At 65.6% G+C, this 24,393-nt stretch carries 23 protein-coding genes; 13 read left to right on the forward strand and 10 right to left on the reverse strand.

From position 1 onward, the window contains the following. Positions 1-26: 26 nt before the first annotated feature. The 4 genes from K7711_RS15605 (at position 27) to K7711_RS15620 (ending at position 4,875) form a co-directional block, all read left to right on the forward strand. The gene (locus tag K7711_RS15605) at positions 27-818 is read left to right on the forward strand and encodes an aldose epimerase family protein (RefSeq protein WP_308014741.1); all 792 of its coding nucleotides are present in this window, start codon (positions 27-29) and stop codon (positions 816-818) included. A gap of 412 nt (positions 819-1,230) precedes the next feature. Further along, positions 1,231-2,214 carry an AraC family transcriptional regulator gene (locus K7711_RS15610; RefSeq protein WP_222970032.1) on the forward strand — a complete coding sequence of 328 codons (984 nt, stop codon included), beginning with the start codon at positions 1,231-1,233 and terminating at the stop codon, positions 2,212-2,214. Positions 2,215-2,569: 355 nt separating this feature from the next. Further along, positions 2,570-4,372: an FUSC family protein gene (locus K7711_RS15615; RefSeq protein WP_222970034.1), complete on the forward strand. Its 1,803-nt coding sequence runs from the start codon at positions 2,570-2,572 to the stop codon at positions 4,370-4,372. After that, positions 4,369-4,875 carry a MarR family winged helix-turn-helix transcriptional regulator gene (locus K7711_RS15620; protein WP_040819130.1) on the forward strand — a complete coding sequence of 169 codons (507 nt, stop codon included), beginning with the start codon at positions 4,369-4,371 and terminating at the stop codon, positions 4,873-4,875. The genes K7711_RS15615 and K7711_RS15620 overlap by 4 nt, the downstream gene beginning before the upstream one ends. A 112-nt stretch (positions 4,876-4,987) precedes the next feature. Here the strand turns inward: K7711_RS15620 and K7711_RS15625 are convergent, their stop codons facing one another. The 3 genes from K7711_RS15625 to K7711_RS15635 all read right to left on the reverse strand — a co-directional run bounded on the left by K7711_RS15625 (position 4,988) and on the right by K7711_RS15635 (position 8,392). Continuing rightward, complete coding sequence (locus K7711_RS15625; protein WP_222970036.1) at positions 4,988-6,160, reverse strand: glycosyltransferase family 4 protein; 1,173 nt, start codon at positions 6,158-6,160, stop codon at positions 4,988-4,990. 407 nt (positions 6,161-6,567) lie between these two features. Continuing rightward, positions 6,568-8,064 (reverse strand): sodium:solute symporter family protein, encoded by a 1,497-nt coding sequence (locus tag K7711_RS15630; RefSeq protein WP_222970038.1) that lies wholly within the window; start codon positions 8,062-8,064, stop codon positions 6,568-6,570. A 37-nt stretch (positions 8,065-8,101) separates the two neighbouring features. Next, positions 8,102-8,392 carry a DUF3311 domain-containing protein gene (locus tag K7711_RS15635; RefSeq protein WP_222970040.1) on the reverse strand — a complete coding sequence of 97 codons (291 nt, stop codon included), beginning with the start codon at positions 8,390-8,392 and terminating at the stop codon, positions 8,102-8,104. 436 nt (positions 8,393-8,828) lie between these two features. Here K7711_RS15635 and K7711_RS15640 point away from each other — a divergent pair, with 436 nt between their 5' ends. The 5 genes from K7711_RS15640 (at position 8,829) to K7711_RS15660 (ending at position 11,397) form a co-directional block, all read left to right on the forward strand. Then, positions 8,829-9,209 (forward strand): hypothetical protein, encoded by a 381-nt coding sequence (locus K7711_RS15640; RefSeq protein ID WP_040819135.1) that lies wholly within the window; start codon positions 8,829-8,831, stop codon positions 9,207-9,209. A 116-nt stretch (positions 9,210-9,325) separates the two neighbouring features. After that, the gene (gene atpB / locus K7711_RS15645; protein WP_235747298.1) at positions 9,326-10,000 is read left to right on the forward strand and encodes a F0F1 ATP synthase subunit A; all 675 of its coding nucleotides are present in this window, start codon (positions 9,326-9,328) and stop codon (positions 9,998-10,000) included. A gap of 45 nt (positions 10,001-10,045) precedes the next feature. After that, positions 10,046-10,303, forward strand: a complete 258-nt coding sequence (locus K7711_RS15650; protein ID WP_040819136.1) for a F0F1 ATP synthase subunit C — start codon at positions 10,046-10,048, stop codon at positions 10,301-10,303. Between the two features lie 6 nt (positions 10,304-10,309). Continuing rightward, positions 10,310-10,819 (forward strand): F0F1 ATP synthase subunit B, encoded by a 510-nt coding sequence (locus K7711_RS15655; RefSeq protein ID WP_222970044.1) that lies wholly within the window; start codon positions 10,310-10,312, stop codon positions 10,817-10,819. After that, complete coding sequence (locus tag K7711_RS15660; RefSeq protein ID WP_051192723.1) at positions 10,816-11,397, forward strand: F0F1 ATP synthase subunit B family protein; 582 nt, start codon at positions 10,816-10,818, stop codon at positions 11,395-11,397. Before K7711_RS15655 ends, K7711_RS15660 begins: the two co-directional genes overlap by 4 nt. 332 nt (positions 11,398-11,729) lie before the next feature. Here K7711_RS15660 and K7711_RS15665 read toward each other — a convergent pair whose 3' ends face one another. Then, complete coding sequence (locus tag K7711_RS15665; RefSeq protein WP_308014743.1) at positions 11,730-12,860, reverse strand: metallophosphoesterase; 1,131 nt, start codon at positions 12,858-12,860, stop codon at positions 11,730-11,732. 423 nt (positions 12,861-13,283) lie between these two features. Here K7711_RS15665 and K7711_RS15670 point away from each other — a divergent pair, with 423 nt between their 5' ends. The 3 genes from K7711_RS15670 (at position 13,284) to K7711_RS15680 (ending at position 16,633) form a co-directional block, all read left to right on the forward strand. Beyond that, complete coding sequence (locus K7711_RS15670; RefSeq protein ID WP_222970046.1) at positions 13,284-13,841, forward strand: TIGR03086 family metal-binding protein; 558 nt, start codon at positions 13,284-13,286, stop codon at positions 13,839-13,841. A gap of 100 nt (positions 13,842-13,941) precedes the next feature. Continuing rightward, entirely contained in the window at positions 13,942-15,444 is a 1,503-nt protein-coding gene (locus tag K7711_RS15675; RefSeq protein WP_222970048.1) for an alpha/beta fold hydrolase, read from the forward strand. Positions 15,445-15,664: 220 nt separating this feature from the next. Then, a complete protein-coding gene (locus K7711_RS15680) occupies positions 15,665-16,633 on the forward strand; it encodes a DUF8017 domain-containing protein (protein WP_222970050.1) in 969 nt (322 codons plus the stop codon). Between the two features lie 6 nt (positions 16,634-16,639). Here the strand turns inward: K7711_RS15680 and K7711_RS15685 are convergent, their stop codons facing one another. The 3 genes from K7711_RS15685 to K7711_RS48915 all read right to left on the reverse strand — a co-directional run bounded on the left by K7711_RS15685 (position 16,640) and on the right by K7711_RS48915 (position 18,494). Continuing rightward, complete coding sequence (locus tag K7711_RS15685) at positions 16,640-17,698, reverse strand: alpha/beta hydrolase (protein ID WP_372460143.1); 1,059 nt, start codon at positions 17,696-17,698, stop codon at positions 16,640-16,642. Positions 17,699-17,807: 109 nt separating this feature from the next. After that, positions 17,808-18,110 (reverse strand): WXG100 family type VII secretion target, encoded by a 303-nt coding sequence (locus K7711_RS15690; protein WP_222970051.1) that lies wholly within the window; start codon positions 18,108-18,110, stop codon positions 17,808-17,810. Between the two features lie 60 nt (positions 18,111-18,170). After that, on the reverse strand, positions 18,171-18,494 hold the full coding sequence (locus K7711_RS48915; RefSeq protein WP_040819153.1) for a WXG100 family type VII secretion target: 324 nt from the start codon (positions 18,492-18,494) through the stop codon (positions 18,171-18,173). Positions 18,495-19,165: 671 nt separating this feature from the next. Between K7711_RS48915 and K7711_RS15700 the strand changes: the two genes are divergently transcribed. Continuing rightward, complete coding sequence (locus K7711_RS15700; RefSeq protein ID WP_222970053.1) at positions 19,166-20,239, forward strand: glycosyltransferase; 1,074 nt, start codon at positions 19,166-19,168, stop codon at positions 20,237-20,239. Positions 20,240-20,258: 19 nt separating this feature from the next. On the opposite strand, the gene K7711_RS15705 is transcribed toward K7711_RS15700, so the two are convergent. The 3 genes from K7711_RS15705 to K7711_RS15715 form a co-directional block, all read right to left on the reverse strand. Further along, the gene (locus K7711_RS15705; protein WP_222970056.1) at positions 20,259-21,848 is read right to left on the reverse strand and encodes a serine/threonine-protein kinase; all 1,590 of its coding nucleotides are present in this window, start codon (positions 21,846-21,848) and stop codon (positions 20,259-20,261) included. Positions 21,849-21,946: 98 nt separating this feature from the next. Then, positions 21,947-23,191 (reverse strand): DUF7373 family lipoprotein, encoded by a 1,245-nt coding sequence (locus K7711_RS15710; protein ID WP_222970058.1) that lies wholly within the window; start codon positions 23,189-23,191, stop codon positions 21,947-21,949. Next, positions 23,188-24,384, reverse strand: a complete 1,197-nt coding sequence (locus tag K7711_RS15715; RefSeq protein ID WP_222970060.1) for a DUF7373 family lipoprotein — start codon at positions 24,382-24,384, stop codon at positions 23,188-23,190. Before K7711_RS15715 ends, K7711_RS15710 begins: the two co-directional genes overlap by 4 nt. Positions 24,385-24,393 lie beyond the last annotated feature (9 nt).

Raw genomic sequence — 24,393 nt, forward strand, 5'->3', positions numbered from 1 at the left:
AGGCAAGGGTGGCCGAGGAGAACCCGGTGACGGACGAGCTGCGACTGAGCGCCGGTGAGGCGCTGATGACGGTGAACCCGGCGACGGGCCGAGTGGCCCGGTTCCGCGTGGGTGCGCACGATCTGTTGCGCGTCGGCCCGCGATTCGGCTGCTTCCCGATGGCTCCCTGGTGCGGCCGGATGCGTGCGGGCGTCCTCGAATTCGCCGGGCAGCGGTATCAGCTGCCCCGCAACGCCGAGCCGCACGCCATCCACGGCACGGTGCGGGACCATCCGTGGGAGGTGGTTCAGCACTCCGACAGCAAACTCGTTCTCGCACAGGATCTTCGCGAGCCCTGGCCGTTCCCCGGCCGGGTGACCCAGTCCTTCGAACTGGGCACGCGGACAGCGTCGTTCGGGATGACGGTCGAAGCGGCCGCGGAACCCTTTCCGGCACAGGTGGGCTGGCATCCGTGGTTCGAACGCCGCCTGATCGCCGACGGCGCGCCCGTCGACATCGACTTCACCCCGGCGTGGCAGGAGGAGCGCGGTGCGGACTACCTCCCGGACGGGAACCGGATCGCACCGAAGCCCGCCCCGTGGGACGACTGCTTCGGCATGCCCGACGGGGTGTCGGTCACGCTGAACTGGCCCGGCGCACTCGAGTTGACCGTGCGCAGCCCACTGCGATGGGTGGTCGTCTACGACGAACCGGCCGACACCGTCTGCGTCGAACCGCAGTCCGGGCCGCCGAACGGACTCAACACCGATCCCTCGATCGTCGGGCCCGATGCACCGCTGACCGCCGAGATGTCCTGGGTCTGGCGGGATCCGGCCTAGGGGGTATCGGCCGGAGAACGGGTCACGTGACGGATCGAAGGATCGGCGCGGGGGCCGTAAGGGTCAGTGCACCCGGGACGAGTCGGGCACTAGGTGTCCGACTCGGATCAGGGTGCGTACCGCGGCCCGCCGACGGGGGCATTCGTCGGTCCGGCAGTTCAGATGCATCTGCATGATGGAGTGTGCACGTTCGGTGGTGAGCCCGATGGGCTCGACCCAGCAAGTACTGAACCTGTCCACGATCCCCTACCCTTCCTCATAGACGTCGGGTATGACGCCGCCCTGAAATGAGACTAGAAGCTGTTTTCGGGCCGAAGAATGTGACGATGGGACCTTTTGTTGGTAATTTCGGACGGTGGTTCCTATCGGAAGTCCGTTCGGCGCACTCCCTCGCAGCAGCGCCAGTGTGCGAATGATGATCGCGGTTGGGCGTGCGCACGGACTGGATGATTCAACGCTATTACGAGGCACAGGAATTACCGGGCAGAATCTGGCTGACGAGTTTGCCCAATTCTGGGCGGATCAGGAATACGACGTCGCGCGCAACCTGCTTCGCGCATTGGGGGACAAGCCCGGACTCGGCGTGGAAACCGCCCGTCACGCCACGCTCGGCAAGGCCGGGCTGGCGGGCCTTGCGGCATTGGCCAGTGCGACCGTCGGCGCGGTGCTCAATGTCGCGATCCGTTACCAGGATCTGGTTCCGGTCGCCACGCGGTACTCGCTCGACGAGGGCGACGACGAGATCGTGATCATCGTCGACGGCCAGGCGGTTCCGGAGGATGTGCGGGCCTATTTCGTCGAGCGGGACCTCATGCTGGTCTTCATGGCCGGAGAGGTACTCGGCGTCGACATTCCGGTGCGTGAGATCGGGTTGCGCGATCCGGCCGAGCGGGTCGCGCAACTGACCTCGGTGGCCCCGTTCGATCGCTGTTCGGTGCTGTCCGGGCAGGTCCGCAACAGTATCGCCATTCCGCGGGCATTCCTGCATCAGCCCATGCCGCAGGCCGATGCGCACACCGCGGCGATGGTGGAGCGGCAACTCGGTGAGGCGCTGCGTCAACTGGTCGGCACCGGCCGCGGGCTGACCGCGGCGGTGTGCGATCGGCTGCTGCGCGATTCGGGCGTGGTGCCCACGATGGCCGAGGTCGCCGGGGAGTTGCACATCACCGCACGCACCCTGCGCCGCCAGCTCGCCGCGGAGGGATCGACATTCCGCGGTCTGCTCAACAATGTGCGCGAGAGTCGAGCTGCGGAGTTGCTGCGTGGCGGGTCGACCGTCGAGGAAGTTGCCCGGCTGCTCGGTTATGCCGAAACCGCGAACTTCACGCACGCATTCACGCGCTGGCGCGGTATGTCGCCGCGGGCGTTCCGGCAGTCTCTCACGCGTCGCACATAACGCGATTATTCCCGCGAGATGCACGATATTTCGGCCGATCCGGTCGGCCGAAAAGTGAGGTCTGGATTAGTCAGAAATCATCATAGTTCACAATTGGCGACGTCGTCGGCGGAACTGTGTCACAGGACCGGGCAATCGGCCGTCGGAATAGTTGAATTACGAGTTATTTCACGGCACTCGCCATTTCCGTGACTCGCACCCGGAAATCCGCCCGAGAGACTTCTCGCTGCAACCTCGGCGCGGCCCGACCGTCATCCCGGAGACTGTAGCGCCTCGAGATCTCGCTGCGGACACGAGTCGTGAGACGCCGCACATCAAGATATTTTCCTGGTAAAACATCTGCTAACCTTCTCGTATGTTCCCGCCACCCCACATGCATCTGCGCCCGGTCGATCGCTCGGCTCGGACGCTGTGGCGCGCGTGGCAGGTGCTCTCGCTGCACGGGGTGTTCCGGATGCGCCCGGCCGCCGATACCTGGCGTCGGTCCGCGGTCAGCGGGCTGATCGCACTGGGCGTGCCCGAGGTGGTGCTGGTGGCCACCGGACATCTGCCGCTGGCGTTCTACACCTGCGCCGGCGGGCTCTGCGCGCTCTACGGGCACGGTCTGCCCTATTCGGCGCGGGCGCGCGCTCTCGGCTGGGTGGTCTTCGGGATGATCGCGGGAGTGGGCGTCGCGCTCACCACCGCGGCGCTGACCGAGTCCGCTGTGGTTCGGGTGCTGGTCCTCGCACTGCTCGCGGGCCTGTGCAAGTTGATCTGCGACGCCTCGCGGATCGGCCCGCCCGGCAATGTCATCTTCACCTTCATCATCTCTGCCGCCGGATTCCTGCCGGTGCGTCTGGCCGAGGTACCGGCGCATCTCGAACTCGTCCTGTCCGGCGGCGTGCTGGCATGGGTGGTCTGCATGGCTCCGGCGCTGGTGCGCCCGCACGCCCCGGAGCGGTTCGCCGTCGCCCGAGCGCTGAGTGCCACGGCTCGGCTGGTGCGGGCGCCCGCGGGCGATCCGGTCGCGGCCCGCGCCCGATACGACGCCGCGGCCGCGTGTCATGCCGCCTGGCACACCGTTCGGCTGGTTCCCTGCGACACCCTGCAGGGGGCTGCCGAGATCACCGCGCTGATCCGCCTCCTGGTTCGCGCCGAATCCCTCGCCGCCGCAGCGCAATCCGGTTCATCGGACCGTGACCGGTCCGAATTCTCCACCACCGCTGGATATCCCGAGCGCACTACCACTCCTTCGGACGGCTCCCGGCACACCGATGCGGCCGATCGAGCCGCCGAGGCCGATCTGCTCACGGACTGGGCGCGCGAATTGCGCAGCGGGCGTGCGGTGCCCGAGGTCGACTGCCTGCTCACCGAACGAGACCAGATTCGCGGTATCGCGTTGCAACGCGACGCGGAACGCACACCGAGCGGAATACGCCGGGTGCTGAGGGCTTTCCGGCCCACCGCGCCCGGATTCCCACTCGCGGTACGAGTTTCGGTGGGCGCGGCCGCGGCCGGACTGGTGTCCGTCGCCCTGGGCGTGGACAGACCGTACTGGGCGGTCATGACCGCCGCGGTGCTGATCGTCGCCAATACCGTGATGTCCTGGCATCGCACGGTGCAGCGGCTGCTGGGCAATCTGATCGGGGTCGGCTTGTTCACCGCCCTGGTCCCGTTGACCGTCCATCCGGTGGCACTGGTCGCCGTGGCGCTGGCCTGCCAGCTCGTGGTCGAGGCGACGATCTCCCGGAACTATTGGGTAGCGTCGGTATTCGTGACACCGATGGCATTGGTGATGGTCGAGTTCGCCGGGGCTCAGCCCGCCGGGCGGCTCGCGCTGGACCGCTGGCTGGATACCTGCGTGGGCGCCGCCGTGGCCGTGGTGATCTGTTTCGCGGTACCCAACCGGCGCGCCTTCGATCGGGTGGCGCTGGCCCTGCGCGAACTCGACGCCGTACTCGCCCGTGCGCGCGAGTCGCTGAGCGCCGGGCGTCCGGATCACGACGTGCGTCGTCGGCTCGCGACCGCACTGGTGGAGGTGCGCGAATCCGCCGATATCGCCACGGGGGAGTGGTGGAGCACCGAGGTGCCCGAGGAGCGGATCGTCGCCTCCGAACGAGCGGGACATCGACTACTGGCGCAACTTCCGGTCCGGCTGCCGGTGGTCGTCCGATGACGGAGGATGCGGTGGCAGGCGTGCTGCGTCAGTGGGAGGTCGTGTATCCGGAGCTGAATCTGGGCCCGATCGCGGTGCTCGGCCGCCTCAACCGCTGTGCGGCGCTCCTGCAACGGGTTGCCGACGCCCCGTTGGGCACGGCCGAGTTGAGTCGCCCCGAATTCGACATCCTGACCGCACTGCGGCGCATCGGCGGTGAGCTGACACCCGGTCGCCTGGCTCGCGAGACGTTCGCCTCACCGGCAGCGGTCACCAAACGGGTGCAGGGGCTGGAGAAACAGGGCCTGGTTCAGCGCCGCATCGATGAGCGCGATCGCCGGGTGGCTCACCTCACGCTCACCGACGCCGGTCGGGAGCTGATCGATCGTCTTTTTCCGCAACAGCTTTCCTACGAACAGGCGCTGCTGTCCCGGCTGCCCGGGAGCGAACAGGGCGAACTCGCCCGCATCCTGGGAGATCTGCTGCTCCTGCTCGAGGGCCAGCTGGGCAGTGTCGACTACTGATCCGCCGAGCCCGTGCCCCATCCAGTCGGACACGGGCACCTGCCGATCGGCGGATACATCCACGTTCCCTGATTCGTACCCCGTCGGGCACGGGATACGAATCAGGTCGGAATCAGTGATTCGCGGCGAAGGACATGGCCGGGGAGAACTGCGGAATGTCCGCCGGAATCTGCGGCACCGAACGGGAATCCAGCGCCGCGTAGTAGGCGGCCTCGTATCCGGCCCCGAGTCCGTCCACCGAGAACCGCTCCATCACGCGACGTCGGCAGTCGAGCGGATCGATGCGCCGCACCTCGGCGATGGCCGCGGGCAGCTCCGACGGGTCGTCACAGATGATTCCGGTGACCCCGTCCTCGACGACCTCCTCGACCGCGCCACCGCGCAGCGCGACAACCGGCGTGCCGCAGGCCATCGCCTCGATCATCACGATCCCGAACGGCTCCTCCCACCTGATCGGGAACAGCAGACACCGCGCCGAGGACAGCAGCAGCCGCTTGGCCACCGCATCGGCCTCACCGAATACGCAGTCGCGATCGGTCAGCAGCGGGCGCACCGCGGAATTGAAATACTCCCGCTCGGGCGGTTCGTTCATCTTCGCCGCGAGCACCAGCGGAATATCGGCCGCATGTGCGGCCTGCAGGGCCAGGTCCGGCCCCTTGTAGGGTGCGTATCGGCCCAGGAAGAGGGCGAAATCCTGCTTCTCCAGCCGCAGCGGCCATTCGGCGGGCCGCACCGCATTGTGCACTCGGCTCAGCCAATTCAATCCGGGGGCCAGGGACCGCTGCCGATCGCTGATCGCGATCAACTCCGCCGAGTTGCCCAGCGCCCGGTAGTAATCCTGTGGTTCACCATCCACCGGACCGTGCACGGTCACCACGGTCGGGATGCCCAGCGAGGAATACATCGGTGCATTCAGCGGCCCGGCGAAGGTATGGTCGTGCACGATGTCGATGCGCTCGGTGCGTGCCAATTCGGTGACGATGCGCCGCACCTTCAGCGCGTGCAGTACCTCGGGAAATGGATCGCCGAGACGTTCCGCGAGAATGTCGTCCCACACCTTGACGAACCGCGCGGTGGTTCCCGATCGTCCCGCTCCCAGGAGTGTGACGTGGTGTCCGCGGTCGGTCAATGCGTCCGTGAGCTGCGCAACCACTGCCTCGACGCCGCCGTACCCCGACGGTGGAACTTCGAAATACGGTGGTGCGACCATGACGATATTGAGCGGCGCGACGGACTTTCGGAATCCCACAATGCGTGAATCGGCATCGGACGGGATGGAACTCATGGTACTGCCTCCTCAACGTGTGAAGCTGCGACCAATCGGAACTTCAGGTAGATAAGCCTCACCTGAAGCAGGAGCTTGCGCTCCTGTATCGGGGCGTCCATGTCTCACCGGGCGCGATCCCAGGCTGAGACATACCCAGCATTCAGCTAGCTAATCATGTGTCCGAAAATCTTACGGAAGTGCCCGGATTGCACCGATAGAATGCGGCTCTTGCTCGCTGCCGGCAGATAAAGTGCGCATACATAGACCTCTTGTCTGTATACCGCATGACCAGTTCGGAAGGTAGCGCAAAGGCGATTCCACCCCGGCCGCCCCGGACGAAATCGGGGCACCGAGACCGAGGCGAAATCCGTTACGAGACACAACTGGCTCTATAACCGTTTCACATACGGTCACCTGTTATCTTCTCATCCTTCGGTAATCGGACGCAAGGGATCATTCGGCGAACCCGTGCGTGACGGTGCGAATGTCGAGACGATCGCCGCGACCACGAGATTCGCCGCCAGTGCGAACAGTCCGCCGTTGACGCCCCACAGCGGATCCAGGCCCGCGGCGTGCAGGGCGAGCACGATCACGGTGCCGGTCACCAGCCCCGACGCCGCCCCCGCGGCGGTCAGGCGCCGCCAGTAGAGCCCGAACAACACCGCGGGCAGCAACTGTGCGATGCCTTCGTAGGACAACACCGACAGGTTCACCAGCAGTTTCGGATATCGCAGCGCGCCGCCCAGGGCGATCGCACCGGCGATCAGGCAGATCAGCCGTGACCATTCGCGTTGCCGGTCGCCTGAATTGCCCGTTTCGGCGGTCGCACTCCGCGCCGCGCCGGCCAGACCGCCACCGAGAATCGTTCTGCCCCACAGTGTTCCGATCGACACCAGGAATACGCTCATCGGCACGATGGCCGACAGCGCCCCCGCGATGCCGATGATCGCCACCACCGTGGGCGGCAGCGAATCGGTCACCAGGGTGAACAGCGCCAGATCGGGATCGGTCAGCTTCGGCGCGACGAAGAGTGCGGCCGCGCCGATGAACATCGGAATCACCAGGAGCAGTTGATACCACGGCAGCAGAATCGAATTGCGCCGCAGCGCAGTGGGACCGCCGGCGGAGAGATACCCCGCGACGGTCGTGGGGAAGATGCAGATGGTCATGACGTTCAGCACGATCGTCGAGATGAACCAGGCCGTGCCGAAGGTTCCGCCGCCGGCGCCGGGAAAGGTGAGCCACTGCGGATGCTCGGTGACCAGCCGGTCCAGCAGTCGGCCCGGACCGTGGAAGTAGTGCCACGGCACGTAGATCGTCAGGAACACCACCGACAGCACGGCGAGCGCATCCTTGAGCACGCTCACCCAGGCCGATCCGCGCAGGCCCGAGGCCAGGATGAACGCCTCGGCCACCACGAACGACACGACGGCGGCCACCTTCAGGTCGATCGCCCCGTAGGACATCGCGTTCACTACCACGCCCATCCCCTGAATCTGCAACTGCACGTAGGGAATCAGGAAGATCGTGCAGATCACCGCGACGACGACGCCCAGCGCGCGTGATCCGAACCGGAATTCGGCGATATCGGCGATCGACATCAGCCCGTGCCGGGCGCAGTAGGTCCACAGCAGCGGCGCGACGAAGTACGCGGCGACCAGTCCGGTGCTCAGGTAGGCGATCAGATAGAAGATCGGCACGCCGTATCGATAGGACCAGCCCGCCGCGCCCAGGAACGAGAAGCTCGTATAGGACTCGCCCGCCATCAGCAGCAGGACGAACAGGGTGCCCAGGCCGCGCCCGGACACCGACCACTCCGACATGGAACGTTCCCGGCCGCGTCCGGACAGCACCCCGATCGCGACGGCGACGACCATGGCAACGGCGAACAGGGAGACGGCCACCGCCGCCCGAGCACTCACGACCGCACCCCGGCGAACCTCGGTTCCGCATGCAAACTCATGCGTGCTCCGCCGGAGGTTCGGGGTGGTCGTCGACGGGCACGTATTCCGGTGCGCCCGCACGATGAGCCGGATCGAACCGGGCCACCAGGCCGACCACCGGTCCGGTCAGCACCGTCACGGCGAGCAGATAGACGACGAGGAAGGGGACTCCGGCCACGCGCGGTTCGATGCGGTTGGCCACGAAGGGGGCGAGACAGTAGAGCACGCCCGGTAGTGCGAGCAGCCACAGCATTCTCCCGCGCCTGCGCAGGGGGATGGGTTCGGGCGCGGTCGGGGATTGCGGCATGGTGTCGCCTCTCGGTGAGGTCCGGCGATCGTCTCACTCACCTTGGCCGATGCCGGGGTCGCGCGCCAGAGTCCGGCACGTGTCGGCCGCGGCCGATGTTGCCGCCGAATCCGCCCCCGGAGAGCCCGATCCAGCCCCGAATCTCATGTTTGTATTGCGACATTCCACCGAAAACCCCTCCCTCATAATGGCGTGGCGCCGGTTTTGCCGGACCGACGCCGGATAGTGTTGTGTCACCACCGAATTGCCGGATATGGGCTATTTGTCCCGATAGCTGGCGAGTCGCTGGAAGCTCGTTCCGATGCGTTTTCGAGACATATCAAGATCATCTGTGTGAAGATCAAAATTGTTGCTACGCAACGTCGTTGAGTATGTGTAAGCTGACGGACAATCATGACCCACTACGAGGTGGGACGACCGGCGAGGCGGTGTCACAGTGAATGTCGACAGACTCCGGATACGCCGCGCGGCCTATGTTGCGACCGCGTTCGGTGTGCTGGCTCTGGTGGTAGCAGGTCCGCTTGACCGGTTGTTGCTGGGTACGTTCATCTGCATCGGACTCGGGCTGGGCTGGCTGAATGCTCAGCTCACCTGGAAGTTCATCACTCACCAGATTCGCTCGGAGACGCCCAGCAAACAGGGGTTGCTGTTATCCTCCGCGGTCCGCCTGTTCGGGCTGACGGCACTGTCGATCCTGGTGGCCTACCTCGCCCGGCCTAACGGCATCGGCGTCTTCTTCGGATTGGCCCTCTTCCAGGTCATCCTGGTTCTTCACACTGTCCTGCCCGAGTGGAAAGCGATGCGCCAGCTGTCATGACGATCCACGCCTCGTTGACCGGTATCCCGAGTTCGATCGCCCGGTCAGAACTCCCGCTTGCCGATTCCGGCGCCAAGATCAAAGTCGGCGAACATGCCGTCGCGCATTTCTGGGGCATGGACTTCAACGTCGACACCATCGTCTCGACGTCGGTCGCCGCACTCATCGTGATCGCGCTGGCGATCTTCCTGCGCATCAAGCTGACTTCCGGTGTGCCCAACGGGGTTCAGCTGTTCTTCGAGGCCATCACCGTGCAGATGCGCGATCAGGTGGAATCGGCGATCGGCCTGCGGGTCGCGCCGTTCGTCCTGCCGTTGGCGGTCACGCTGTTCACCTTCATCCTGCTGTCCAACTGGCTCTCGGTCCTGCCGGTCCAGTACGGCGAGGGTGAGCTGGTGTCGCCGCCCGCCTCGGACGTCAACTTCGTCTATGCCCTGGCATTGTTCGTGTTCGTCTTCTACCAGGGCGCGGGTATCAAGCGCCGTGGCGTCGGCGGCCACTTCAAGGCGCTGTTGAAGGGGCACACCGGATGGGGTCCGATGGTGCTGATCAACGTCATCGAGGAAATCGCCAAGCCACTGTCGCTCTCGCTGCGACTCTTCGGCAATATGTTCGCCGGTGGTGTGATGATCGCGGTGATCACGCTGTTCCCGGTGTGGATCAGCTGGGGCCCGAACGCAATCTGGAAAATGTTCGATCTGTTCGTCGGAGCGATTCAGGCGTTCATTTTCTCGCTGCTGACCGTACTCTACTTCAGCCAGTCGATGGCGCTGGAGCATGAAGACCACTGATCGGCGCCGCCGGTCGGAGTAACTGTTCGAGAACAGGAAGTGAAAATGGCAGATCCAGCAACCGCTCAGATCGTCCAGGGTGCCCTCATCGGTGGCGGCATCATCATGGCCGGTGGCGCTATCGGCGCCGGTATCGGTGACGGCCTGGCGGGTTCCGCGCTGATCAACGGTGTGACCCGGCAGCCCGAGGCCGAGGGCCGGTTGCGCGGTAACTTCTTCCTTACCGTTGGTCTGGTGGAGGCCGCGTACTTCATCAACCTTGCTTTCATGGCGCTGTTCGTATTCGCCACTCCCGGTAAGTAATACGAGATGTCTCCGCGAACCGATGTGGAGGCCGCAGGGAACTTCCTCATTCCCAACGGAACCTTCTTCGCCGAGCTGCTGATCTTCCTGATCGTGCTCGGAGTCATCTGGTTCTTCGTCGTTCCGCCGATCCGCAAGGTCCTGACGGAGCGCGAGGAGCGGGTCGATAAGACCTCGGCGAACAACAAAGAGGCCAAGGAAACGTTCGCCGAGGCACAGGCCAGATATGAGTCCGCGCTCGAGAAGGCACGCGCCGAGGCCGCCGATATCCGCAACGAGGCACGCGCCGAAGGGCGGAACATCCTCGAACAGTTGCGCGGCGAAGCGCAGCAGGAGGCGGACAACATCGTCGCGGAGTCCGCGGCGCAACTGCGGGCCGAGGCCGACCAGGTCGCCGCGGAGCTGCGTGAGGCGGTCGAGCCGCTGTCGCAGTCCCTGGCCGATCGCGTGGTGGGCCGCGACGAAGGGCACGCCGGTACCAGCTCCGGCCAGCGAAGGGGACGGGCTACTTCATGATCAATACGAGCGGTGTGCTCGCTGAGGGCCCCTATCACATCTCGTTCGACTGGCCCGTCTTCTTCAGCCAGTTGTTCGGCTTCGTGGTGATCATCTTCGTCTTCGTGAAGTGGATCCTGCCCCCGCTGCGACGGATGATGGCCAAGAGCCAGGACGCCATCGCGCGCCAGCTCGAGGAGAGCAGCAAGGCCGCGACCCGGCTCGAAGAGGCCAAGCAGTCCTACGACAACGCTCTGGCCGAGGCGCAGGTCGAACTCGAGCGGATGCGCGGCGACGCCCGCGCCGATGCCGACCACATCATCGCGCAGATGCGCGAGGCGGCGACCGCGGAAGTCGAGCGGGTGCGCAAGCAGGGGCGCGATCAGATCGCCCAGCTGCACCGGCAGCTCGTGCGCGATCTGCAGGCCGAGCTCGTCACCAATATGCTCGATCGCACCGAGGAGCGGGTGCGTCAGCAGGTGGCGACCCTGCAGGCCAAGGCCGACAGCGTCGAGAACTTCCTGGAGGACCTCGAGGTGATGGCCAACGCGCACGCCTCACCGGCGGTCAAGCGCCGCGCGCAGTCCCGCTGGAACTGATCACGGCCCTCTGCCGTAGATCCGGCTGATCCGCACTGCGACAGTCCGATTCGCGGTCGGCCCTGCTCGACACAACAGAATCTCGATACAGCACAACGGGTCCGGAGTTCCGGACCCGTTGTGCTTTTCGGCCTCGGCATGCCGAACGAAAATGCTTCTGCCGCAGACCTTTCCAAGTACGACTCGAGGGTGAACGATTAACGGCCGAAGTCGTAGGATCCCAGCCGTGCTCGGCCACAACAGCCGGATGCCCGGTTCGTCATGCGCGGTGTATCGCTATCCCGCCGAGGATTTTTCGGTCGCGGTGGTGACCAACGTGTCCCCGGCACAGCTCATGCCGACGCCGGATGCAGTGTCAGCACGGTGATCTCGCTGGGAGCGAACAGACGCAGTTGTGGGCCCCAGAAGCCGGTGCCGCGGCTGGTGTAGAGGCGGGTGTGGTCGCCGTGTTCACTCAATCCGGCGACCACCGGCTGCTCGAGCCGGACCAGGTAGTGGAACGGCCAGATCTGCCCGCCGTGGGTGTGTCCGGAGATCTGCAGGGCGACACCGGCTTTCACCGCATCGGCCACCTGCCTGGGCTGATGGGCGAGCAGGACGACCGGTAGCTGCGGATCGGCGTCGGCGAGGGCGGCGGGCAGATTCGGGCCGTGACCTTCCAGGCCGGTGCCGGTCGGGTCGTCGATACCTGCCATCACCAGGCTGTCCCCGCCGCGGGTGATGATCTCGTGCTGATTGCGCAGCGGCTGCCAGCCCAGTGCGGTCATATGCTCGAGCCAGCCGGGTGCGTCGCCGAAGTATTCGTGGTTGCCGGTGATGTAGAAGCGGCCGAATCTCGCCTCGACCTTGCCCAGCGGGTCGACCTGCGGATGCCGCTTCGCGACCGAACCGTCTGCGAGATCGCCTGCGTGACAAGCAATATCGGGCTGCAACTCGTTGACGATCTCGACCACCCGCTCGGACCAGCGCAGCCGGTTCAGTGCCGCGTAGTGGGTATCGGTGAGCACCACCAGCCGAAGTCCGTCCAGACCCGGTCCGAGTCCGTGGATCGGCACATCGACCTCGCGGACCCGGGGCACCCGCCGCGCCTCGCGAATGCTCCACGCCACCAACACCGCCGACACCGCCAGCACGCCGACCGCGACGATCCGCGAACGCGCCGGATCGTGCACCCCCGCCAGGGCGAGCACCAGACCGGCGACATTCCCGATCACCGACCAGGTGAAGAAGACCCACATCACCCCGAGCAACGTGTCGCCCACGATCGACCCGACATCGGACTGCGCGGGCCCGTGCCCGAAGAACATCCCCGCGGGCAGGCTGAAGTAACCCAGCAGGAAGACTGCCGTGCCGACCCAGAACGCGGGTCCGGTCGTGACCGCCCCGATCACCGTCCACCACGGCAGTGCGAACAGGATGGCGGGAATCGCCAGAAACATGATCAGGCGGGGAATGTATTTCACCAGGGTTGTCCTCGTCCGTGTGAGCGCAGGGCACCACACCCGGCCCAACCGACCATACCCTGCACGAACACCCCCTTTCCTCGACGGAGATTCCCGAGTCGGATCACCTCCGTTGCCCGTTGCCCGTTGCCCGTTGCCCGTTGCCTGTCGCCTGTCGCCTGTCGCCTGTCGCCTGTCGCCTGTCGCCTGTCGCCCGTCGTGCGTTGCCCGTCGCGTGTCCCGTGTCGCCGTCGTGCGTTGCCCGTCGCGTGTCGCCGTCGTGCGTTGCCTGTCGCGTGTCGCGTGTCGCCCGTCGTGCGTTGCCCGCCATGCGTCGCCTGCTGCCCGTCATGTCGATCCGCCTACTCGGCCGACGCGCGCGGAATCGCGGGCCGATCGGGCTACTCGGTTTACCGGTGGCGGGAGTGGCCATAGGGTCGCTCTATGACATCGGATCCTGTTGCCGACCTCGGACGGGCCTTCGAGGCGGTGGGTGAGTTGATCGCGCGGATCGAACCGCGGCAGTGGGAGGCGCCCACGCCGTGCACCGAATGGACGGTGCGCGACGTGGTGGCCCATCTGGTCGGGTTGAACCTCGTGTTCACGGCGTTGCTGGAGGGTGGTCCGATGCCGGATCGGCAGGCCGATCATCTGGGGGCCGACCCGCTTGCGGCCTATCGGACCTCTGCCGCGGCGGTGACGGCGGCGTTCGGCGCTCCCGGAGTGCTGGACAAGACCTTTTCGGGTCCACTGGGCGATGCCACCGGCGTGGGACGGTTGCGGATCCGGATGGCGGATCTGCTCACCCACGGCTGGGATCTGGCCCGTGCCACGGGACTTCGCGCCGATCTGCCGCAGGATCTGGTCGAGGAGTCCCTCGCGTACATCAGGATGCAGATGGCCGAACATTCCCGAGCCGGGCGTTTCGACGACGAGCAGCCCGTCCCGCAGGACGCTCCCGCTCTCGACAAACTCGCCGCGTTCACCGGTCGCGTGGTCTGAGGTTCTACCGCAAGTCGGGCGCGTCTCGTCGCATGCCGGGTGAAGAACCTGTACCTGTAGATGAGGTTCGCACAGGGGTGGCTTTCTGCGAGGAGTACCGATGCCGACACGGTGGTTTCGCTGGCTCGTTTCGACGATGGGGATTGTGCTCGTGGCCGGGCTCACCGCGGGTCCTGCACACGCGCAGGACCCGCTGGACCGGTTCTACCAGCAGCGACTGGACTGGCAGCCCTGTCACGACGGCACGCTCGACGCGGCGGGTGCGTCGTGTGCGGGTGTGCTCGTCCCGTTGAACTACAGCCACCCCGACGGGCGGACGCTCACCATCGCGATCTCGCGGATCGCGGCGACCGATCCGGCGCGGCGGCGCGGGGTGCTGCTGTCCAATCCGGGCGGGCCCGGCGGCGCGGGACTGCAGACGATGGCAACCGTGCAGAAGGGGATGACCCCGGATGTGCGGGCGCAATACGACCTGATCGGCATGGACCCGCGCGGTATCGGCCGCTCGAATGCGGTGCACTGCGCGATACCGCTGCCGACGATGCTGTTCTCGTCCGGATTCGACGTGTTCGGCTATGCCCGCGACACCGGACTGGCCGCCGTGCTTGCCGCGTCCTGCCTGGTCGGGGACATCGACAAGCTCCGCAACATCACCACGCGGAACACCGCTCGCGATATGGACGTCATCCGGGCGGCGCTGGGCGTCCAGCAGATCAGTTATTACGGCGCTTCGTACGGCACCTACCTCGGCGCGGTGTACACGCAGATGTTCCCGTCGCGCACCGATCGGATGGTGCTGGACAGTGCGGTGGATCCCGATCGCTACTGGGTCGGGATGTACCAGGACATGGGCCCGATCAACGAGTACGCCCTGGACGACTGGGCGGCGTGGGCCGCCCGGCACGACGACCAATACCACTTCGGCGCGACCCCGCAGCAGGTGCGCGCATTCGTGGAGGACATGATCCATCGTGCTGCGGCGCATCCGGTGATCAGCCTCGGCTCCGGATATCTGGTCGACGAGCACACCGTGCCGATCATGCTGCTCGCACTGCTGTCGAACCCCAAGATGAACGCCGGCCTGGCCGATGTCGTGCGGCTGCTGTCCGACGGCGTCGACGGTAAACCGCTGGACGTGTCGAAACTCAAATCCAAGATCAGCGGAGCTGCGCCGGAGGCAGCCGGAATGGCGGCGGTGATGTGCGGTGATCGGGCCGCGCCCCGCAATCCGGCCTGGTACTATCGCAATATCGAGGCCGCCCGGCCGACCCAGCCGGTATTCGGCGCGTTCGCCAACAACATCACCGCCTGCGCCTACTGGCCCGATCCGCTGGAACCCGCGACCCAGGTGCACAACGCGACGCCGGCGCTGATCCTGGCCGTGGTCCACGACACCCGCACCGCCTATCCGGAAGGTGTAGCGCTGCACCGTGATCTGTCGGCCTCGCGCCTGGTGACCCTGGCTGACACCCGAATTCACGGTTCCTTCCGCCCCGGTCTGAGCCCGTGCGTGAACGATTCGGTCAACACCTATCTCGCCACCGGCGCTCTGCCCGCCACCGACGTCACCTGCGAACCCGACCCGGAGTTCTTCCCGAATTAGCCATCGCGTCGGACCGCGTGAGTGTCGCCGGGGACGGGTTGTGCGGGCATCATGGGTGCCAGGCAACAGCCGCGCGGATCAGGAACGAATTGGCGTGAGAGACGAGAGCTGGGGGGAAGGTTCGGGGGCCTCGGGCGAGGAGAATTCGGATCCTGCTGTGCAGCAGGTAGTTTCGGATTTACAGCCGGGCGATGACTCCGTGGGAGTTGATGAGCAACAGGTGGCCGCTCCGGGAGGGGCCGCATCCGAGTCGGGTGCGGGGGCGTCACCCGGGGCGAACGGGCAGTACGGGGCCGCCGGGTGGCAGGTCAGTTATGCGTTGGCGGGTGTGCGGCAGCCGGGGGAGCACGTGGATGCCGGTCAGGCGCAGCCGGACGCGACGCGGTTCGGGGATCGGCCGACGTCGAAAGTGCAGCACTCCGGGGCGGGGGCCGAGAAAGTTTCGGAGTCCGCGAACGTTGTGCCGCAGTCCGATTCGAGGATGCGGTGGTTGCGCGGGAAACGTGCCGGAGTCCTCGTCGTGGCCGGGGTGGCGCTGCTCGTGGCGGTCGTCGCAGGTGCGACGGTGCTGAACAGGTTGCCGCATCGGGCAACGGCCGCGCAGCGGAGCGTGCCACCCTCGCGGACCGAGGCGACGCTCGGCCCGGACACCACGACCACCGATGCGATGGTCCAGGGATATCAAGGGGTTGCGGTGCCGGCCCTAGGGATCGGTTACGACGTGCCGACCGGGTGGATCATCGAACCTGCGAGCACCACCTGGACGATCGGCGGATTCACCGGACACGGCCAGGCCGATGAGGGTGCGCACTACTGCCCGGGATCCGGATTCCGGGCGGTCGCCACCCTCACCGATTCTGGGCAGGGGGATCCGGCCCAGGCGGCGACGGCGGTCGGCACCACTGCGGCACAGACCAGTTACGGCGGTTCGGGCGGCGGTACCGCGGCGCCGGCCGCCGAGCTGACCACCCGCAGCGGGATCACCGGACAGTACGTGGAGACCTCCGGCGCCTGGACGCCCAGCCGATCGGGTTGCAGCACAACGACATTCTCGGTGTACACCTTCGCCTTCCGCGCCCCGTCGGGTTCGGTGCTGGTCCTTGCCGTCCTCGCGGACCGCGGCACGGCAGGAGAGCTGACGCCCGCCCAGGCGCGCGAAATCCTCACCAGCGTGCGCGAACTGCGCTGATCGCGATTACAGACCCAGCCCGCGGGCCAGGGTGGGCCAGGACTGTTTCAGCGCGTCCTGCCAGTAGCCCCAGGAATGCGTGCCGGTGGCGGTGTAGTCGACCGTGACCGGGATGCCGAGCTGGTTCAGGCGATTCTGCAGGTTGTGCGCGCAGGTATTGGTGCCTGCCTCGAGCAGGCCGCCCACCAGCAGCTGATTCGCCAGCGATACCGGACCCGGATGCAACAGGAACGGGCTGTTCAGCGTGTCGTACCGGCCCGGGATACCGCTGCCCGAGGACAGGAACAGGTTGATCCCGCGCAATCGGTCGGCATGGACGAACGGATCGTTCGCCACCCACAGCGGACTCGAGTCCGCGCCCCACATGTTCGCCGGATTGCCGTCGCCCCACACCGATATCGCCGTCTTGACCACTTCCCGTCCCAGCGGGTCACTGGTCTGCGCGCACCCGCTGTAGGAGGCGACGCTGCGATACAGACCAGGTTGGGCGATGGCCAGGGCCAGCACCGAGGTGCCCGCCATGGACAGACCCGCGATGGCGTGGACGCCGTCGGTGCCCAGGGACGCATCGATCAGCGGTGGCAGCTCCCGGGTGAAGAAGGTCTTCCATTTGTTGCGGCCCAGCACCGGATCGTCCTTCAGCCAATCCGTGTAGTAGCTCCACGCGCCGCCGATCGGCTCGATGACGTTGGCGTTCTTGTCGGCGAGATAGGGCAGCGCGTCGGTGTTGCGCTGCCAGGTCGCCGCATCCTCGCCGCCGCCCGCGCCGTTGAGCAGATACAGCACGGGCCGGGGGACCGAGGTGTCGGGTGGACGCTGCACCTCCACGGTGATGTCCTGATTCATCGCGGCCGAATGCACGCGCAGGGTCAGGTGGCGAGCGTCGCGGAGGTAGTACGCGCTGATCTTCGACCCGTCGGCCGTGGTGGGGGAGGCCAGCAGATGTTTGGAGGCGATGATCGGATCGGCGGAACCGACTCCCGCACCCGTGGTGACCGACAGCGCGGTCAGGACAACGGTGGCAGCGGCCGCCGCGGCGGTACGGATCCTCGATCGGCGACGCAATGTGAAACCCCTGAGTGCTCTGCGTGATTCGGGTGGCACCGTAGAAGATAGCGCGAAAACGACTGAGCCCCGGCGAAAGTCGCCGGGGCTCAGTTGCGTTGAACTCGGATCAGAACAGGCCCGCGAGCGAGGAGTCGCGAGACTGCAGGTCGGAGTTACCGGTGTGCACGAGCTGAGCCGCACCCTGCAGGGTGGTGTTCAGCTGCATGATGTTCTGGTTCCACTGGGACTGCAGCTGCGAGAACGCATCGTTCGCATCACCCTGCCAGTGGTTGGTGACGAAGTCGGTGACCTGCTTGTGGAAATCCTCCAGGTCGGACATCAGGCTGCGGGCGCGGCTGATGAACGCGTCGGCACCTGCGGCGACATCGCCGAAGTTGGCGGAAATCCGCGAGGGATCGTTGGCGGCCATGAAATGCTCCTTCTGAACGTGGTGATCTTCGAGGCCCGAACGTGAATGAGCCGGGCAGGATCAGATGGCGGGCAGATCCAGGCTGGAGTTCTGCTTGGAGATCTGCTGCTGGAAGTCCTCGTCCTGCTTGGAGTAGTTGTCAGCGGCCTTCATCAGGCTGTCGACCGTGGTGGACAGCTTGTTGTTCATCGCCTGCGCCTGCTCGTAGTAGCGCTCCATGAACTGATCGAAGGCGGAACGAGCCTGACCGCTCCAGCTGGCGGTGGTCTGTTCCTGATCCGCCTTGGTGGACTGGATGTGGGTGATCAGCTTCTGATGCTGGTCCTCCATGTTCTTGGAGAACGTGTTCATCTGATCGACATTGGCTTCGAGCTTGCCAGCCACAGTGTGCTCCTCTCGGGTCAACGATCGACGACGGTCGTCTGCCGTGATCGGTATGTCTGATTGGACGCATACGACGTCCGTTCGGTTCCATCTACTTCTGCCCAAGTATGAAGGGCACCCCCCAGGCGATGAAGCCGATCTGGTGTGCTCACGTGACGCGAGATGCCACTGTGTGGACGTCATCCCGCCCGTGCCGTCGGAGCAACCGGCTCTGGTACCAGGGGCAAACGAGGCCGCCGAGGCCTCGAATCCGGACCCTCCTTCCTAGTGCTTCCCGCAATGTAGTCCGGCCGGACAGCCGGAAGCGCGAAACCCCGCCGTGCCCAAGGGACTCGATCGCCTACAGGTATTTGGACGCAGCATGCGCTGATTCGGTTCCATCGATCGTCGAGGAAATTCTTCCGATCGAATTCCGCGCGATGGGAATCGGCCGCCTGAGACACCCCCTGCGGCAGGCATCGCGCGCGGTGACAGCGTATGTCCTCCTTCCCCCGAGGTGCCGCTGTACCCAGTTGACGGGCATGACTGCCGCTTTACCCTACCAATCGCGCGGCGCGGGGGCCACAGCTGCCGGTCCGCCCGCCGTTCGTGGGACGGCCGGCGATGGCGTCGTAGGGTAGCGTTCGCCACGTCGTCACGGGAGAGTTGGTCGGGTAACTGAAGTGTCCACGATGCGTTTTCACGTCGTCAATCTGCCGCACACACAGACCACTCGGTCGTATTCGCCCTGTGCCTACACCCAGAAGGTGCGCCGATTCTGCGACATGATGTCAGCCCTCGGGCACGAGGTGTTCCTGTACGCCTCGCAGGAGAACGAGGCGGCCTGCACCGAACTGATCACCATCGTGACCAAGGACGAGCAGCGAGAATGGTTCGGCAACAACGATTTCTTCGAAGGCCCGATCAACATCACCTGGGGTAAGAACGACAAACACTGGGTCATCACCAATGGCAGGGCCGTCGCGGAGATCGCCCAGCGGGCCGAGCCACGAGACTTTCTGTGCATCATCGGCGGCACCTGTCAGGAGGCGATCGGCGCCGCGCTGCCGGAGATGATGACGGTGGAATTCGGCATCGGGTACAGCGGTGTGTTCGCGAAATACCGTGTGTTCGAAAGTTATGCGTGGATGCACGCGGTGCACGGCGCGCATACGACACTGCCCGGAATCATGAGCGATCGCGGGCGATTCTTCGATCAGGTGATCCCCAATTACTTCGACGTGCCGGACTTTCCGTTCTCCGCGGAGAAGGACGACTACTATCTGTTCATCGGGCGGCTGATCGAGGCCAAGGGGTATCAGATCGCCGTGGACACCTGCCGCACCCTCGGGCGCAGGCTCGTGATCGCCGGCGCCGGAACGCCGCCGGAGTTCGGCGAGTACGTCGGCGTCGTGGACCCCGCGCGGCGCGGTGAGCTGATGAGCCGTGCCCGAGCGGTTTTCGTGCCCTCGCTGTATCTGGAGCCGTTCGGCGGAGTGCACGTGGAGGCGATGCTGTGCGGAACTCCGGTCATCACCACCGACTGGGGAGCGTTCAGCGAGACCGTGCAACAGGGCGTCACCGGATTCCGGTGCCGTTCGCTTCGTCAGTTCTGCGATGCCGCGGACGCGGTCGACGAGCTGGACTATCAGGCGATCCGCGATTACGCCGTCGGCCGATTCTCCACAGATGTGGTCGCGGCGCAGTACGAGGACTACTTCCGTCGTCTGGAAACCCTGTGGGACAAGGGTTTCTACACGTTGTGATCGCCGGTGCCGGATCGGCTCACTGAATGTGGTTGTGCAACACCGGAACCAGCTTGCTCAGCTCGGTCTTCTCCGAATCGGCTGCCCAGTTCCGCATGGCCGCGACCGCGGTCGGATCGTCCAGCGGGATCACGGTCGCCTTCGATGTGCTGATCTCGTACGGCAGGCCCAGCAGACCTCCGCCCCCGGCGGCCTTGTCGCTGCGTACGGCGATGACGTAGCTGCCGTCGGCGGCGTTGAGACTGTCGTAGTCGCTCATCGGTTTCGGGGAGGTGTCGTTGCCCTTCTTGGCGTAGGCGAGGTTGTAGACGAAGCCGAGCCCCTGCAGGAATTCGGTCTGCGGGGTGCCGCCCAGATAGATCGCGACCTTGTTGTCGTCGGTGACGTCCACCATGGTGATGGTCTTTCCGGCGAAGCCCGGGTTCTGCTGTTTGGCCTGCGCCACCGAAGTCGGTGCGGCCGCGACGCTGGTTGTCGTGGTGGGGGTGGACGGTTGGCTGCCCCGGGTCGCCCAGATCCCGATCCCCGCGGCGACGGCCACCACGACCACGCCGGCCACCGCCGGGATCAGCCACCGGCGACGACCGGGCGGCTTGGCCAGCAGCGCGGAAAGATCCGGTTCGCCCGGACCGGAATTCGTCATCCGCGGACCGGTATTGCCCTGCGCGGTATAGGAACCCGAGATATTCTTGCGCGGGTCGGTGGACCGACCGGGCACCTGGATCGGATACGTCGGCGAGGTGGAGGTGCGCACCGGGTTGTACCCGGGCACCAGGGCGCTGGTGGCCGCCTCGATGAACTCCCGGCAGGTGTTGAACCGCTCGGCCGGATTCTTCGCCAGCACCCGGGCGAAGACCTGATCGACGGCCTCGGGAAGTCCGGGGTTCAGGGCGGTCGCCCGCGGCGGCGGCTCGTACAGATGGCCCATCATGACCATCGCCGGTTGCATTGCCGGATAAGGGTTCTGGCCGGTCAGCAACTTGTAGAAGGCGCAGCCGAGGCTGTAGATGTCGGCGCGGTGGTCCACCGGATTGCCCTGCAACTGCTCCGGCGGGGCGTAGGCGATGGTGGCCACGAAGCTGCCGGTCTGGGTCAGCTCACCCGGATCCTCGGTGGATTTGGCGACACCGAAATCGGTGAGCAGCACCCGTTCCTCGTCGTCGCCGTCACTGGCGGAGAGCAGGAAATTGGCCGGTTTGACGTCGCGATGCAGCAGCCCGCGGCGATGCGCGTAGTCCAGGCCGCGGCCGACCTCGGCGACGATGCGCAGCGCCCGCAGCGGCGTCATGGCGTGCCGGTCGCGGGACAGTTCGGCCGAGGCGTCGGTGCCCTGGACGTACTGCATCGCGATCCAGAGCTGCCCGTCCTCCTCGCCGCGGTTGTACACCGAGACGATATTCGGATGATCCAGTCCCGCGGCCAGATTGGCCTCACGCTCGAATCGCCCGCGGAATTCGGCATTGGCCGACAGTTCGGTGCCGAGCACCTTGATCGCGTCCATCCGCGGCAGGCTCGGATGTCTGCCCAGATATACCGTGCCCATACCGCCCGCACCGAGCACTCGCTCGAGCCGATACCCACCGACGATGGTGCCGGGACTCATCGCCATCTGTCACAAACTCCTGGTCGAAAAGTGGGTGGAGGGTGCTCGCGTCGGTCGGCCCGTGCTCTGGCGGAGCATACCGGCCCCGCCCGAACACGGTCGAGCTACGGCTCCCATTGGCTGTTGGCCAGCAGCGCGTATTGCGCGGCGGCACGCTGATGCGCATCGATCAGCTGATCGGATTCGACGTAGCCGACGTAATTGCGGTATGCGACCAGGCAGGTGAAACGTTTTCGGTCGGAGAAGATATCGGTCTCCGTATCGTTCTGCACACAGGCCGAATCGGAGATCTTCGGCACCGCGGCGGCATCCGATTGATGTGGTTCCGGGGTGAGTTTGTCGTGCACGGCCTTGTCCGCCGACGCGTCGTCCTCGGTCCGGACTACCAGTGCGGCATCGGTTCTGGCGAATTTGACCGCGTTCATCGCGGTGAAGGTCTGCTTCGCCTGCGCCCGGTAGCGCATGTAATGCATGATGCCGCGAGGGCCGAAGGCGGCGTTCTCGTCGCCGAAACCGATGGTGGTGAAATTATCCGGATTCAGCGTGCGGCTGATCATGTACTCCGGATCCCAATCCAATCGCACGGTGTCCTCGTCCGAGATCGGTTGCAGTTTGTCCAGGACCGGGAATTCCGTGTCGTAGGTCTTCTGCACGAGGGTGGTGAGATTCTGCTGGTCGGCCGTGGGCGCGAAGGCCGCCACCGCAGCAACGTAGGAGCCGTGCGCGAGGAACGACCGGATGACCGCGCTGCCCGGCCGCCAATTCGCGTGCGCGTCCGGATATTTGCCGATCGGGAGTGGTTGATTCTTGGTGATGCCGATATCGGTGTCGGAGAAGTCCGTGGCCGCGCGCTGCGCGGTGGCGGCATCGGGGAACTGCATCACCATCAGATCGATGGTGGTGGCGTTCTTCGCCGACTGGGACGGCCAGTCGCCGGAATTCAGGAAGCTGTCGGTATCCGATCCCACGGATTCGAAGCCGAAATACATGTTGTCGCGCTTGGCGACCGCGCTCATGGCCGCGTCGTTGCCGAGCGAGTCGGCGACGACCCCGCTGGTGAAGGACGCGGAGGTCAGGCCCCTGGTCAGATGGGGGTCGATATCGTAGGCGTCGACCACGTACTCGCCCAGTCGCAGGCCGCCGACCTGCAGGCCGTGCAGCAGGCCCGGCGGATGGTCCAGGTGGATGTCGGTCGGATCGACCGGGTAGGGGCCGATATCCAGTGTGCGGACGTCGATTTCGGCCGGTCGCGCGGTCCCGCGGTCCGTACCGCAGGAACTCAGGGCGGCGACGGCCGCGATGCTGCCGAGGACGGCGAGGCATTTGCGGGTGCGGGACGCGGTGCTCATTTCGCCCTCACCAGGATCGCGTACTGCGCCGAAATGCGTTGCTGCGCATCGAGAAGCTGTTCGCCCCAGGACTGCGCCGCGTAACGCCCGTAGGCGACCGAACAGTAGAAGTGCACGGCATTGGATGCCGGGCCGTGGTACTGACGGCATTTGGCGATCGGGAGATTCCGCGGCGGTGCGGCGGATTTGAAATGCTTGGCCGGATCACCCAGCTGATCACGAATGTCCTTCGCGCCGTCCGTATCTCGGGCGCGATAGAGGTTGTTGCCGTATTCGGCGTACAGATCCACGCCGTCCTTCTGGAAGATCTTCTGATCCGCGATCGGATCGGTGGTCCAGCCCAGGGCGGCGTGCGCGTGGAAGACGACGGGCGGGTTGAGCCATTCGCCCGCCGCCGCCTTCGGCCGGACCATCGTGCGGCCCAGCATGCCCTCGATATCCATCGTCTTGTCGGTGAGTTGGTCCACCGGGGTGGGGGTGTATTTCGCGACGGCCGGGACGATCGTGTCCAGGCTCTTGGTCACCATGGCGACCAGGGCGGGCAGATCGGTGTGGTGGAACCAGATCTTCGTGTGGTCGTAGTCGGAGGTGAACACCACCAGTTTCCCGGTGGCGTACCAGCTGTCGATCGACTGGTTGCCGGGTTCCCAATGAGCATGTGCGGCAGGATATTTGGGTATCGGTACCGGCTGGTTGTCCGGTTTGGCGATGAAGTCGCGGTGTTCGAGCGCGGTGGCCGCGTCGGCGGCCTGTTTCTCGTCGGGGAACAGCAGCACCGCATTGAGCAGTTCGATACCGTCGTTGTTCCGGCTGTCCATCCCGTAACTGATGTAGCCGCCGATGAAATTGGGTGCGTCCTCGGCGAAGTGGTTGAAGTCGCCGAAATTGTGCAGCTGCGAATCCTTGGGATCCTCGAAGACGAGGGTGCCGGAATTTCCGCCGTAGGTCAGAGCCGGGTCGATGTCCATCGCGAGCGGCACGACGTCGCCGAGGCGTTCGGCCTCGAAATCGCGTGCCTGAAAGATGTTCTTGGGCTTGCCCATCTCGTGCGGAGTGGCGTCGTAGGGGCCGAAATCCAGTTTCGCGAGGTCGATGACGGGGTCCGGCGGCGGGTCGTCGTGGCCGGATCCGCAGCCCGCGGCGCAGGCCGTGACCAGCAGCATCGCCGCCACGAATACCTTCGACCTGCGCATAGCTCCCCT

Source organism: Nocardia coffeae, from assembly GCF_019890715.1.
GTDB lineage: Bacteria > Actinomycetota > Actinomycetes > Mycobacteriales > Mycobacteriaceae > Nocardia > Nocardia jiangxiensis.

Coding starts and splice junctions, on each gene's coding strand:
- K7711_RS15610 (WP_222970032.1), top strand. CDS start 1,231: ATGATGATCGCGGTTGGGCGTGCGCACGGACTGGATGATTCAACGCTA.
- K7711_RS15615 (WP_222970034.1), top strand. CDS start 2,570: ATGTTCCCGCCACCCCACATGCATCTGCGCCCGGTCGATCGCTCGGCT.
- K7711_RS15620 (WP_040819130.1), top strand. CDS start 4,369: ATGACGGAGGATGCGGTGGCAGGCGTGCTGCGTCAGTGGGAGGTCGTG.
- K7711_RS15625 (WP_222970036.1), bottom strand. CDS start 6,160: ATGAGTTCCATCCCGTCCGATGCCGATTCACGCATTGTGGGATTCCGA.
- K7711_RS15635 (WP_222970040.1), bottom strand. CDS start 8,392: ATGCCGCAATCCCCGACCGCGCCCGAACCCATCCCCCTGCGCAGGCGC.
- atpB (WP_235747298.1), top strand. CDS start 9,326: ATGGACTTCAACGTCGACACCATCGTCTCGACGTCGGTCGCCGCACTC.
- K7711_RS15650 (WP_040819136.1), top strand. CDS start 10,046: ATGGCAGATCCAGCAACCGCTCAGATCGTCCAGGGTGCCCTCATCGGT.
- K7711_RS15655 (WP_222970044.1), top strand. CDS start 10,310: ATGTCTCCGCGAACCGATGTGGAGGCCGCAGGGAACTTCCTCATTCCC.
- K7711_RS15660 (WP_051192723.1), top strand. CDS start 10,816: ATGATCAATACGAGCGGTGTGCTCGCTGAGGGCCCCTATCACATCTCG.
- K7711_RS15670 (WP_222970046.1), top strand. CDS start 13,284: ATGACATCGGATCCTGTTGCCGACCTCGGACGGGCCTTCGAGGCGGTG.
- K7711_RS15675 (WP_222970048.1), top strand. CDS start 13,942: ATGCCGACACGGTGGTTTCGCTGGCTCGTTTCGACGATGGGGATTGTG.
- K7711_RS15690 (WP_222970051.1), bottom strand. CDS start 18,110: ATGGCCGCCAACGATCCCTCGCGGATTTCCGCCAACTTCGGCGATGTC.
- K7711_RS15700 (WP_222970053.1), top strand. CDS start 19,166: ATGCGTTTTCACGTCGTCAATCTGCCGCACACACAGACCACTCGGTCG.
- K7711_RS15705 (WP_222970056.1), bottom strand. CDS start 21,848: ATGGCGATGAGTCCCGGCACCATCGTCGGTGGGTATCGGCTCGAGCGA.
- K7711_RS15710 (WP_222970058.1), bottom strand. CDS start 23,191: ATGAGCACCGCGTCCCGCACCCGCAAATGCCTCGCCGTCCTCGGCAGC.
- K7711_RS15715 (WP_222970060.1), bottom strand. CDS start 24,384: ATGCGCAGGTCGAAGGTATTCGTGGCGGCGATGCTGCTGGTCACGGCC.